This is a genomic window from Agrobacterium bohemicum, assembly GCF_002896715.1.
In the GTDB taxonomy this organism is placed as follows: Bacteria; Pseudomonadota; Alphaproteobacteria; order Rhizobiales; family Rhizobiaceae; genus Agrobacterium; species Agrobacterium bohemicum.
In genome coordinates this window covers 251065-263467 of sequence record NZ_PGEL01000027.1, presented here as the reverse complement: position 1 = coordinate 263467, position 12403 = coordinate 251065, and the positions used below count along the sequence as shown (strand labels likewise).

The following is a 12403-nucleotide window of genomic DNA, read 5'->3' as shown; positions in this document are numbered from 1 at the left end:
CGTGAACTAACGATGTTTCGTGATGGCTTTTCATGAGGCTGTCACAGTTCCGGGTACATTCGTTCCCAAAATCCGATTTAGGTCGTGCCGCAATGGCGCCGTGACCGACGAACCGACAAGAGGCACACAATGAGCGAAATTACAGCCGCAATGGTAAAGGAACTGCGCGAGAAGTCTGGCGCAGGCATGATGGATTGCAAAAAGGCGCTGTCTGAGACAGGCGGCGACATGGAAGCTGCAATCGATTGGCTGCGCGCCAAGGGTATCGCCAAGGCTGACAAGAAGTCTGGCCGTACTGCTGCTGAAGGTCTCATTGGTATTGCTTCCGCCGGCCATAAGGCCGTTGTCGTTGAAGTCAACTCCGAAACCGACTTCGTTGCTCGCAACGATGCCTTTCAGGATATCGTTCGCGGCGTAGCGTCGGTTGCTCTGACGACTGATGGCTCCGTTGACGCGATTGCTGCTGCAACCTACCCAGCCACTGGCAAGACTGTTTCTGACACCATCAAGGACGCAATCGCCACCATCGGCGAAAACATGTCGCTTCGTCGTTCTGCTCTGCTTGAAGTCAAGCATGGCGTTGTCGCGACCTATGTTCACAACGCTGCTGGCGATGGCATCGGCAAGCTCGGCGTTCTCGTAGCGCTGCAGTCCGAAGGCGACAAGGCTGTTCTGACATCCATCGGCCGTCAGATTGCCATGCATATTGCTGCGACCAACCCACTTGCCATCCGCTCTGAAGAAGTCGACGCAGCAGTTGCCGAGCGCGAGCGTAACGTGTTCATCGAGCAGGCTCGCGAATCCGGCAAGCCAGAAGCCATCATCGAAANGATGGTTGACGGTCGCATGCGTAAGTTCTTCGAAGAAGTAGCCCTTCTGTCGCAGGCCTTCGTCATCAACCCAGACATCACGGTTGGCGATGCTGTCAAGGAAGCCGAAAAGGAAGCTGGTGCCAAGATCGAAGTCGTCGGCATGGCTCGCCTGCTGCTCGGCGAAGGCATCGAAAANGAAGAGAGCGACTTCGCTGCTGAAGTTGCTGCGGTCGCCAAGGGCTGATCTCTTTACCCAAACCTGGGAAANCTACAGGGCATCGCGTGACAACGCGGTGCCCTTCGTGTATCCGCGTTCCGGTTATATCCTGCGCGGGCAGGGCAGTCTTTCGGATTTGCCTGGCCGGTGTAGCTTCCTCTGGTTATCGCATGCGTCATAGCAAACAGGCATTTGACGATGCGCGACATGCTTCAAGGAGTCATGATGTCTTCCAAGCCGCTTTATAAACGGGTTCTTCTCAAGGCGTCGGGCGAAGCCCTAATGGGCGACCAGGGTTTCGGTATCGACGTCGCTGTTGCAGACCGGATCGCCTCCGATATCGCCGAGGCGAGAGCCATGGGTGTCGAAGTTGGCGTGGTCGTTGGCGGTGGTAACATCTTCCGCGGCGTGGCAGTGGCCTCCAAAGGCGGAGACCGCGTCACCGGCGACCATATGGGCATGCTGGCCACCGTTATCAACGCACTGGCGCTCGCGACCTCCCTGCGCAAGCTCGACATAGACACCGTCGTTCTCTCGGCTATCGCCATGCCGGAAATTTGTGAGAGCTTTTCGCAGCGCGCAACACTGTCTCACATGGCACAGGGCCGTGTCGTGATTTTCGCGGGCGGTACAGGCAACCCGTTCTTCACAACCGATTCTGCCGCTGCTCTTCGCGCCGCTGAAATGGGCGCTGAGGCAATCTTCAAGGGAACGCAGGTCGATGGCATCTACTCGGCCGATCCGAAGAAAGACCCCACGGCAACCCGTTTCGATGAATTGACTCACTCGGAAGTATTGGGCAAGGGACTTGCGGTCATGGACATCGCCGCTGTTGCGCTTGCCCGTGAAANCCACATTCCCATCATCGTCTTCTCAATCCATGAGAAGGGCGGTTTTGCTGCAATATTGACGGGCGGCGGTCGCAAGACCATCGTGCACGACAAATGATGGTCGGGCGCTGATTCCACGGTGTGAAATTGGGCCTTCAAGGCCAGAACTGACGGAGTATGAATATGAGTGGTACTGACATCAACGATATCAAGCGTCGCATGGACGGCGCGATCAACGCCTTCAAGAGCGATATTGCATCGCTTCGCACGGGCCGCGCTTCGGCAAACATCCTCGACCCTGTAACGGTTGATGCCTATGGCTCACGCGTACCATTGTCGCAGGTTGCCAATATCACGGTTCCCGAGGCTCGCATGCTGGGCGTCAACATCTGGGACAAGTCGATGGTTGGCGCAGTCGACCGTGCTATCCGCGAATCGAACCTTGGCTTGAACCCGATTGTCGATGGCCAGAACTTGCGTATTCCCTTGCCGGAACTCAATGAAGAACGCCGCAAGTCGCTCGTCAAGGTCGCCCATGACTATGCCGAAAAGGCCAAGGTCGCGATCCGTCACGTTCGCCGCGATGGGATGGATGGTCTGAAAAANGCCGAAAANGATGGTGACATCGGTCAGGATGAAAGCCGTTCGCTGTCTGAAAAGGTTCAGAAAATGACCGACGATACGATTTCGGAAATTGATCGCTTGCTTGGCGAGAAGGAAAGAGAAATCATGCAGGTATAGGTGGCGTTATCGCCATCCCTGTGTATTATTTTATTTTCCGCGTTGCCTAAACTGGATCGAGATGTCGGACATTACACGTTCCTCACTGCCTGAGCATGTTGCCATCATTATGGATGGCAACGGGCGTTGGGCCAAGCAGCGCGGTCTTCCCCGTATAATGGGGCACCGGCGCGGGGTCGAGGCGGTGCGCGAGACGGTGAGGGCGGCTGGCGAATGCGGGCTCAAATATCTTACACTATTCGCTTTTNCCTCAGAAANCTGGCGCAGGCCCGTTAGCGAGGTCAACGATCTCTTGGGTCTTCTCAAGGCGTTCATTCGCCGAGACCTTGCCGATCTGCACAAAGAGAATGTTCGCATTCGCGTTATTGGTGACCGTGATAGTCTGAACGACGATATCAGCGCATTGTTGATAGAAGCCGAGCAGACGACGCGCGACAATACGGCACTGACGCTGGTCATTGCGTTCAATTACGGCTCTCGCGATGAAATAGCGCGCGCCGCAGCCTCTCTCGCCAGGGACGTGGCACTTGGCAAAATCGACGTATCCGCTGTTACCCCGGACGCCATTACGGCACGTCTTGATACGGCAGGAATTCCGGATCCGGATCTCATCATCCGCACAAGCGGCGAAGAGCGTCTGTCCAATTTTCTGTTGTGGCAGGCTGCATATTCGGAGTTTCTCTTCATTCCCGATTACTGGCCTGATTTCGACCGCAAGACGTTCTTTTCCGCAATCGATCAGTACATGACGCGTGACCGCAGGTTCGGCGGTTTGCCGGATCAAGTCGCTGTGGCGGGCGCGTAATGAGCCGCGAACTCAAGCTGCGGATCATATCCGCCATTGTGCTGGCTGCCGTTATACTGACTGCAACTTGGTATGGCGGGATGATGTTCCGCCTTTTCGCCGGCGTTCTGTCGCTGCTGATCTATTACGAATGGACCTCCATCACCAAATTGTCCGACACCAACCCGACTGGTTATGCCTGGGGCTGGTTTGCGATTGCAGTGATGAGCGGCAACACGATTTTCGGTGAACCGTCTCTCGACCTTCCGCTTCTTTCAGGTTTTACGTTGACTGCGGCCCTTTTTCCCGTACTGCGCGGTAAAAACTGGTGGCTCGTCGGTGGCATGATCTATGCCGGTCTTAGCGGTATCTCGCTTGCGGCCATCCGTGGAGAAGAGCCGACTGGCTTTGTCGCAATGGTGTTCGTTTTCGCCATCGTCTGGGCAACGGACATTCTGGCTTACTTCGTCGGTCGCGCCATCGGCGGACCAAAGCTGGCGCCTTCCATATCGCCAGGCAAGACATGGTCCGGCGCTATCGGTGGGACGGTTTCAGGCGTCATAGCTGGCGGTGCGGTCGCCGCGGTCTATCATGGNCGTATCGGGATCGTCGTACTGGCGCTTTCGCTGGCCTTGTCCATTTTCAGCCAGATCGGCGACCTGTTCGAGTCCTTTATCAAACGCCGCTTCAAGGTAAAGGATTCCAGTCATCTCATCCCCGGGCATGGCGGTTTTATGGACCGGGTTGACGGTCTTGTTTTTGCCTGCTTTACCGTATTCCTCATTGCTGTCGTTCACGCGGCGATAACCGGTGATGTGCCAGGATCAGGTGGCGGAATTCTGCCCGGATTTNGATGATAGCGTTGAGCGAAAGGCTTTAGGAATATGGATATGGTAACGGCGACGGTTGGTTTTTTGACCGGTTACATGGTGCCGTTCATTCTTGTGCTTTCTCTTCTCGTTTTCGTTCATGAGATGGGGCACTACCTTGTCGGCCGCTGGTGCGGCATTAAATCCACAGCTTTTTCCATCGGTTTCGGTCCTGAGTTGGTGGGTTTTACCGACAAGCACGGCACCCGTTGGAAGATATCGGCTGTTCCACTTGGTGGTTACGTCAAATTTTTCGGCGATGAGGATGTTGCAAGCAAACCCGACAGCGCGAATTTGTCTGGCCTGACTCTGGAAGAACGTGCGCAGACTTTGGTTGGCGCAAAATTGTGGAAGAGGGCGGCGACAGTTGCTGCTGGCCCCATCGCGAATTTCATTCTGGCGATCCTTATTTTCGCGTCGCTATTTGCCATTTACGGTCGCATGATTTCTGACCCGATCGTTTCCGAAGTACGCGAGAGCAGTGCAGCTCAATCCGCCGGCGTTTTGGCTGGTGACAGGCTGGTCGCGATTGATGGTGAAGCCGTCAAGACATTCGAGGATGTTCGCCGATACGTCGCAGTCCGCCCCGGCACGCCTATTACCGTAACCGTCGAGAGAAACGGTCAGGATCTCGTTCTGCCTATGGTGCCGACCAGAACTGAGACGAAGGATCAGTTCGGGAACAAGATGGAACTGGGCATTATCGGTATCGTCACTGACCAGACCCGAGGCAATTTCCGTCATGTCACCTATTCGCCGACCGAAGCGCTGGCTGAAGGTGTGCGTGAGACCGGCCATGTCGTTACTGGCACGTTTGCCTATATCGGCAACCTCGTCACAGGTCGGATGAATGCAGACCAGTTGGGTGGGCCTGTGCGTGTCGCTCAGGCATCAGGTCAGATGGCATCGCTTGGATTTGCAGCTGTCATTCAGCTTGCGGCCTTGCTTTCTGTCTCGATTGGCCTGCTTAATCTCATGCCGGTCCCGATTCTGGACGGCGGCCATCTGGTGTTTTACGCCATCGAGGCCGTGCGTGGCAGACCGTTGGGACCTGGTGCTCAGGAGTTCGCTTTCCGCATTGGTATGGTGATGATTTTCAGTCTGATGGTTTTTGCGACGTGGAACGATATCAGCAGCTTGATTGGCTGAATGGGGCTTTAGAGATGATTTTTNAACGGGGCGTTTACCTTGTTTTGATGCCAAAGTGGCGATTGAGCCACGGTGGCTTGCGAAGTAAACAGAAATTAACGGTCGGGCTTGCTTGTAGAGGAAAAGCAGGTAAAACGACGACAGATGGCCGGAGTCGGGTTCCGCCCGCTGAGGGACAACGGGAAANGGTAAGAATTAAAAATGAAGGCTGGTTCAAAATTTTTGAACGCGGTGTCGGCGGTTGCGCTGTCTGCTGGTGTTTCTTCGGTTGCAGTTATGGGAGTGCTCGTCTCTTCCAGCGTTGCCAATGCGGCAGTCATCACTAAGGTTGATGTACGTGGTGCCCAGCGCGCCGGTGCAGATGCCGTGCGATCCAACATCACGATCGCTCCCGGTCAGAACTTTTCCAACGCTGACATTGATGAATCAGTCAAGCGTCTCTATGCGACGGGTTATTTCTCCAACGTCAGCATGAGCGTTTCGGGCAAGACTCTCGTTGTGACGGTCAGCGAAAACAACCTCGTCAATCAGGTCGTGTTTAACGGCAACCGCAAGATCAAGGACGACAAGCTTCAGGGCATCGTTCAGACGCAGTCTCTTGGTCCTTATGATCAGACACTCGTAACCGCAGACATTGCGCGCATCAAAGACGCTTATGCAGCGATTGGTCGCAGTGATATCCAGGTTACGACGCAGGTCGTGAACGTCGGCCAGGGCCGTGTAAACCTTGCTTTCGTCATCAACGAAGGTGAGCGCACGAAGATCGCGCGTATCGATTTCGTGGGCAACAACGCCTACAGCGATGGCCGTCTTGCCGCAGTTCTCAACACCAAGAAATCCAACATGCTGTCCTTCCTGACGCGTAAGGATGTCTACAATGAGGACAAGCTGCGCGCTGACGAAGAGGCGCTACGCCAGTTCTATTACAATCGCGGTTATGCAGACTTCCGTGTAACGTCTTCGGACGCAGTTCTGGATGAGGCGACCAACGAATACACGATTACGATCAATGTTGACGAAGGTCAGCGTTACGCCTTCGGTAATGTTGCCGTAGAGTCCACTGTTCCAGGCGTTGATGGTTCGCAGCTTCAGGGTCTGGTCGAAACCAAGGCCGGTTCCGGTTACAGCGCCAAGGAAGTTCAGCAGAGCATGGAGGCCATCTCCAAGCGTGTTTCAGCAGAGGGTTACCCCTTTGCGCGTGTTACGCCGCGTGGCGACCGTGACATGGCTGGCAACACCATTGGCGTTACCTATATAGTTGATCAGGGTGAGCGCGCTTACGTCGAGCGTATCGAAATCCGCGGCAACACACGTACACGTGACTACGTGATCCGTCGCGAATTCGACATCAGCGAAGGCGATGCTTTCAACCAGACGATCGTTACAGCTGCAAAGCGTCGTCTTGAGGCACTTGGTTACTTCTCCAAGGTCAATATCGGCACATCGCAGGGCAGCGCGCCTGACCGCGTCGTGATCGTTGTTGATGTTGAAGATCAGGCAACGGGCTCCTTCGGTATCGGTGCTGGTTACTCGCAGAACGATGGTGCGCTTCTCGAAGCATCCATCGAAGAAAAGAACTTCCTCGGTCGCGGCCAGTACATTCGTATTGCTGCTGGTGCCGGTCAGGATGATGCGCGTAGCTACAATCTGTCCTTCACAGAGCCTTACTTCCTTGGTTACCGTCTTGCTGCAGGTTTCGACCTTTTCAAGAGCCAGAGCTCAAGCGAAGACTACTATGACTACGATGAGCAGGGCTTTGCGCTTCGCGTAACGGCTCCAATCACTGAGAATCTGTCGACGACATTCAAGTACACGTACAAGCAGATCAGCTATGAGGGTAAGGGCGACTGGGATCAACCGGGCAATCTTGCTGCGCCTTATCGCGATTTGATCCGTGGCGAAGACTGGACGCAGTCAATTATTTCCAACACGCTAAGCTACAATTCTCTTGATGATCGCAATATGCCTCGTGAAGGTTGGCAGGGCGCGTTGACAAACGAGTTTGCTGGACTTGGTGGTGACTCTGAATATTACAAANTCTACGGTAAAGTTCGTTATTACCACACGATTTCCGATGAATACGATATCATCGGCTCGCTTACCGGTCAGGCTGGTTATGTAGCGCCGACAGGCGACAATCTGCTTGTGTTTGATCAGTTCAAGATCGGTGGTCGTGTCATTCGTGGTTTCGAGAACGACGGTATTGGCCCACGTATCGGCGATGACGCAATCGGCGGCACGACGTACTTTGCTGCTTCTGCGGAAGTGACTGCACCTATGCCTGGCGTTCCCGAGGATTTTGGTCTTCGTCTCGCTGGTTTCGTCGATGCCGGTACGCTTTACGGCAACAAGGTTGCTAACAGTGCAGGTGTGAAGGACGACAGTTCGATCCGTGCGTCTGCTGGTATCGGCCTGATGTGGGCTTCACCGTTCGGTCCGCTGCGCGTAGACTACGCAGTACCGTTCATGAAGGAAGACTACGACGAAGTGCAGAATTTCCGGTTTGGCATGTCCAACACTTTCTGATATCGGCAGTCCAGAACTGCGAGTTTGAACGTTCTGGAGTACCGTTTGATGGAATATAACGCTTTTTTNCCGCCTCATGATGGCATGCGATTGAGAGACATCGCTGACCGTCTTGGGGCGGAACTGTCTGATCAGACCGCTGGCGACCGCATGGTCCGGTCGATCGCACCCGTCTACCGCGCAAAATCGGATCAGCTTTGCTACATTCTTTCGCGCAAGAATCGCGAAGAACTACTGACCTGTGAAGCTGCGGCCATCATCTGCGATTCAGCGCTTTCCAGTCTCGTTCCAGCGCATATTCCGGTTTTGATTGCAAAAANTGCGCACACGGTTTTTGCTCAGGCTGGGGCATTGCTCCATGCATCTGCGATGAAGCCATCCGCAATCATCGAGCAAGGCTCGGACATTTCAGCAGCTGCGCATATCGATCCTTCTGCAATGTTGGAGGCGGGTGTCGTTGTTGAGCCTTTGGCTGTCATTGGTGCCAATGTGCATATTGGCGCAGGGACTCGCATCGGTCCGGGCGCGATTATCGGTGCAGACGTCCAAATTGGCCGAGATTGTACGATTGCGGGCGGTGCCAGCATTCTGTCTGCCTTGATTGGCAATGGCGTGATCATCCACAACGGTGCCCGCATCGGTCAGGATGGCTTTGGTTATGCACCGGGCCNGCGCGGAATGATCAAGATCGTGCAGGTCGGTCGCGTCATCATTCAGGATCATGTCGAGATTGGCGCCAATACCACCATTGATCGTGGGACGATGGATGACACGGTGATTGGCGAAGGCACAAAAATCGACAATCAGGTTCAGATCGGCCACAATGTGCGCATTGGTCGCCATTGCGGCATCGTCAGCAAGGTGGGTATTGCCGGCAGTACACGCATTGGTGATGGCGTGATGATAGGCGGCGCCAGCGGCATCAACGGTCACATTACAATTGGAGACGGCGCGCAAATCGCCGCGATGAGCGGTGTCGTTGCCGACGTGCCAGCAGGTGCCAAATACGGCGGCGTGCCCGCGCGGCCTTTAAGACATTTCTTGCGCGATATGGCCGAGTTGCTGGCCCGCGCCGAGGAACGAGACAAGAAGACAGGAGAGAAGAATGTCTGAAGAGACGAAGACGACGCTTGGCGCGGCTGACATCCTTGAGGTGATGAAGCTGCTGCCGCATCGTTACCCATTTTNGCTGATCGACAAGATCATTGATATCGACGCAGACAATTCGGCTACCGGTATCAAGAACGTGACCGTCAATGAGCCGCATTTTACCGGCCATTTCCCGGACCGCCCCATTATGCCGGGTGTTCTGATCGTGGAGGCCATGGCACAGACGGCTGGCGCGATCTGTGCGCGCAAGCAAGGTGACGGCGGCCACCTCGTTTATTTCATGACCATTGACAACGCCCGTTTCCGCAAGCCGGTTGTTCCCGGTGATCGATTGGAGATCTACGTCGTCAAACAGCGTCAGCGCGGCAATGTCTGGAAGTTCCATTGCGATGCTAAGGTGGATGGTGTTCTAGTGGCTGAAGCGGATATCGGTGCAATGATGATCCCTGAGGATCAGCAATGAGCAAGATTGCGGCTTCGGCCAAAATTCACCCGATGTCTTTTGTCGAAGACGGTGCGATCATCGGTGAAAACGTCGTTGTCGGACCGTTTTGCCATGTCGGCCCGAAGGTCACATTGCATGATGACGTTCAGTTGGTCAGCCACGTCGTCGTGCTGGGCTGCACAACGGTGGGCAAGGGCACGAAAATCTGGCCATCCGCCGTTATCGGGGGAGACTCGCAGAGCGCCCATCACAGTGCTGTGGATACGACGCTGGTCATCGGTGAAAATTGCACGATCCGTGAAGGCGTGACGATGAACACCGGTACTGTCGAGCATGGTGGCACCACTGTTGTCGGCGACAACAATCTGTTCCTAGCCTACGCGCATGTGGCCCATGATTGCCGGTTGGGCAACAATATCATCCTGTCCAACAATGTCATGCTGGCTGGCCATGTGACGATCGAGGATCGTGCCATTCTCGGTGGCGGCTCTGCCGTGCACCAGTTCACACGCGTGGGTCGCCAAGCCTTTATTGGTGGCCTGTCGGCTGTCAGCTATGACGTGGTTCCCTATGGTATGCTCAACGGCAATCCGGGCATTTTGAGCGGGCTGAACATCGTCGGCATGACGCGTGCAGGTATCGAGCGCGCCGAAATCCACAAGGTTCGCCGCGCCTACAAGCAAATCTTCGAAGGCGAAGGCAATGTCCGCGCGAACGCAGCTGCCATTCGCGAGGAATATCTGGACTGCCCACAGGCTCTTGAGATCATTGATTTCATCGCCACTGCGAACGATAGGGCTATCTCATCGCCCAATCGCGGAAAGTAGCCTGTGTCACAAANTGCGGGGCGTCTGGCGATCATAGCGGGTAGCGGTTTTCTTCCCTACTACGTGGCAGAGGCCGCAACGGACGCCGGAGAGACGCCTTTCATCATTCGCTTGCAAGACCAGGCCGATCTTGACTGGTCGAAGTTCGAAAACGCATCGGTGAGCGTGGGTGATGTGTCTACCCTCGGAAGACTTCTGTCTGGCCATGGCATTGACCGCGTCGTGCTGTCCGGTGGCGTTTCGCGTCGACCCGAGTGGCGGGAAATACGCCCCAACTTCAAANTGATTGCGAAGATGCCATCCATCATCCGCACGCTCTTGTCCGGGGGGNATGATACGGTGCTGCAGATGGTGATTGGGCTGATCGAGGCGCAGGGCGCACGTGTGATCGGCGCGCATGAGATTGCGCCCGGTTTGCTGGCCACCACAGGCTCTCTCGGAAAGATAGGACCAACTGACGAGGACCGGCGGGACATTGCCAAGGCAGCCCAGGCGGCACTGGCCCTTGGTGCGCTAGACGTGGGGCAGGGATCTGTCTCCGTTGGCGGTCGTCTCGTAGCACTGGAGGGTGTCGAAGGCACGGATGGGATGCTGTCTCGCGTCGCGTCGTTGCGTGCGGAGGGCCGCATTTCCAGCCGCCGAAAGGGCGTTCTGGTCAAATTGTGTAAGCCACAACAGGATATCCGAGCCGATTTGCCGACCATTGGCCCGTCCACTGTTGAAAATGCTGCCAAAGCCGGGCTTGCGGGGATCGCGATTGAAGCGGGTAGGGCTTTTATACTTGACGGTGAGTCGATGTTGCGGATCGCCGATGATGCCGGTCTGTTCGTCTGTGGTATAGACGTGGGCCTTGCGGGAGAGATGATGTGACCGACAGCGTTCTCAAAGTGGCGGTGATTGCGGGAGAGGTTTCCGGTGATCTGCTGGGCGCCGATCTGGTTCGGGCTCTAAAGCTGCAATATCCGGGGCGCGTAGAGCTTTTGGGCGTCGGTGGCGAGGGTTTGATTGCGGAAGGCCTTGTCTCGTTGTTCGACTATTCCGAATTGTCGATCATGGGCTTCACGCAGGTTTNGAAAAAACTGCCGCAAATGATCGCAAGGATCAAAGAAACGGCTCGTGCAATTATCGCGGCAAAACCGGATGTTTTGCTGATTATCGACAGCCCTGATTTCACGCATCGCGTCGCTAAACGTGTCCGCAAAGCTTTGCCGGACCTGCCGGTCGTGAATTACGTCTGCCCGAGCGTGTGGGCATGGAAGGAACAGCGCGCGCCGGCCATGCTATCCTATGTGGACCATGTTCTTGCGTTGCTGCCATTCGAGCCTGAGACCATGCAACGCCTCGGCGGCCCACCGACAACATTTGTCGGTCATCGGTTGAGCGTCGACACCGACCTGCTGGAGGTCCGTGCGAAGCGTGCAGCACGGCCGCTACCGGCCAAAGGTGAGCCGCGAACCATTCTTCTTCTGCCCGGCTCGCGATCGACAGAAATCACGCGGTTGATGGAGCCGTTCGAGCACGCCGCACAGGCATTTGTCGATCGAAACGGGCCAACGCGATTTGTCTTGCCGACGGTTCCGCGGCAGGAAAGCCGCATCCGCGAACTTGCCTCGTCCTGGCCGGATCATATCCGTCCACAGATCGACGTGGGGCCGGTGTTCAAATGGCGAGCGTTTGCCGAAGCCGATGCGGCGATTGCGGCTTCTGGCACGGTGATTCTGGAGCTTGCACTCGCGAATGTCCCCGTGGTTTCGGTCTATAAGACGGATTGGATTTTTACGATGTTGAGCAGGCGGATAAAGACCTGGACGGGGGCTTTGCCGAACCTGATTGCCGACTACGCCGTGGTGCCGGAATATATCAACGAAGTCGTGCGCGCAGGCTCCATGCTGCGTTGGGCGGAGCGTCTGTCATTCGATACGCTCCAACGTCGGGCGATGCTGGAAGGTTTTGCGTTGGTACAACAGCGTTTGCACACCGAACGTCCACCGGGCGAAGTCGGAGCGGAAATATTGCTGTCCGTATACAGAGCCAAANCAGGGATCGTGAATCCCNATGAGCATAATATTTGATCGGCTTCAAAATCGCGTTCG

The 12403-nt window shown here is 55.6% G+C and carries 12 protein-coding genes; all 12 read left to right on the top strand.

The genetic code is table 11. The annotated features are described in order from the left end of the window. Positions 1-129 precede the first annotated feature (129 nt). The 12 genes from tsf (at position 130) to lpxB (ending at position 12382) form a co-directional block, all read left to right on the top strand. Positions 130-1056, top strand: a complete 927-nt coding sequence (gene tsf / locus CUC55_RS16715) for a translation elongation factor Ts (protein ID WP_103088571.1) — start codon at positions 130-132, stop codon at positions 1054-1056. A gap of 198 nt (positions 1057-1254) precedes the next feature. Then, positions 1255-1977: a UMP kinase gene (gene pyrH, locus CUC55_RS16710; RefSeq protein WP_103088772.1), complete on the top strand. Its 723-nt coding sequence runs from the start codon at positions 1255-1257 to the stop codon at positions 1975-1977. Positions 1978-2042: 65 nt separating this feature from the next. Continuing rightward, positions 2043-2600 (top strand): ribosome recycling factor, encoded by a 558-nt coding sequence (frr, locus tag CUC55_RS16705; protein ID WP_103088570.1) that lies wholly within the window; start codon positions 2043-2045, stop codon positions 2598-2600. Between the two features lie 61 nt (positions 2601-2661). After that, positions 2662-3405, top strand: coding sequence for an isoprenyl transferase (locus tag CUC55_RS16700; protein WP_103088569.1), 744 nt, complete (start codon positions 2662-2664; stop codon positions 3403-3405). Then, positions 3405-4241: a phosphatidate cytidylyltransferase gene (locus CUC55_RS16695; protein ID WP_103088568.1), complete on the top strand. Its 837-nt coding sequence runs from the start codon at positions 3405-3407 to the stop codon at positions 4239-4241. Before CUC55_RS16700 ends, CUC55_RS16695 begins: the two co-directional genes overlap by 1 nt. A 27-nt stretch (positions 4242-4268) precedes the next feature. Next, on the top strand, positions 4269-5402 hold the full coding sequence (gene rseP, locus CUC55_RS16690) for an RIP metalloprotease RseP (RefSeq protein WP_067643180.1): 1134 nt from the start codon (positions 4269-4271) through the stop codon (positions 5400-5402). A gap of 201 nt (positions 5403-5603) precedes the next feature. Further along, positions 5604-7928 carry an outer membrane protein assembly factor BamA gene (gene bamA / locus CUC55_RS16685; RefSeq protein ID WP_103088567.1) on the top strand — a complete coding sequence of 775 codons (2325 nt, stop codon included), beginning with the start codon at positions 5604-5606 and terminating at the stop codon, positions 7926-7928. 48 nt (positions 7929-7976) lie between these two features. After that, positions 7977-9041, top strand: a complete 1065-nt coding sequence (gene lpxD, locus CUC55_RS16680) for a UDP-3-O-(3-hydroxymyristoyl)glucosamine N-acyltransferase (protein ID WP_103088566.1) — start codon at positions 7977-7979, stop codon at positions 9039-9041. Beyond that, complete coding sequence (fabZ, locus tag CUC55_RS16675; RefSeq protein WP_103088565.1) at positions 9034-9501, top strand: 3-hydroxyacyl-ACP dehydratase FabZ; 468 nt, start codon at positions 9034-9036, stop codon at positions 9499-9501. Before lpxD ends, fabZ begins: the two co-directional genes overlap by 8 nt. Next, positions 9498-10310 carry an acyl-ACP--UDP-N-acetylglucosamine O-acyltransferase gene (lpxA, locus tag CUC55_RS16670; protein ID WP_067643169.1) on the top strand — a complete coding sequence of 271 codons (813 nt, stop codon included), beginning with the start codon at positions 9498-9500 and terminating at the stop codon, positions 10308-10310. The genes fabZ and lpxA overlap by 4 nt, the downstream gene beginning before the upstream one ends. Positions 10311-10313: 3 nt before the next feature. After that, on the top strand, positions 10314-11180 hold the full coding sequence (locus CUC55_RS16665; RefSeq protein ID WP_103088564.1) for an LpxI family protein: 867 nt from the start codon (positions 10314-10316) through the stop codon (positions 11178-11180). Beyond that, on the top strand, positions 11177-12382 hold the full coding sequence (gene lpxB / locus CUC55_RS16660) for a lipid-A-disaccharide synthase (protein ID WP_103088563.1): 1206 nt from the start codon (positions 11177-11179) through the stop codon (positions 12380-12382). Before CUC55_RS16665 ends, lpxB begins: the two co-directional genes overlap by 4 nt. The last annotated feature ends 21 nt before the right edge of the window (positions 12383-12403 follow it).

Bases quoted from the DNA above. Each gene is read 5' to 3' on its own strand.
- rseP (WP_067643180.1), top strand. From the start codon at position 4,269: ATGGATATGGTAACGGCGACGGTTGGTTTTTTGACCGGTTACATGGTG.
- lpxA (WP_067643169.1), top strand. From the start codon at position 9,498: ATGAGCAAGATTGCGGCTTCGGCCAAAATTCACCCGATGTCTTTTGTC.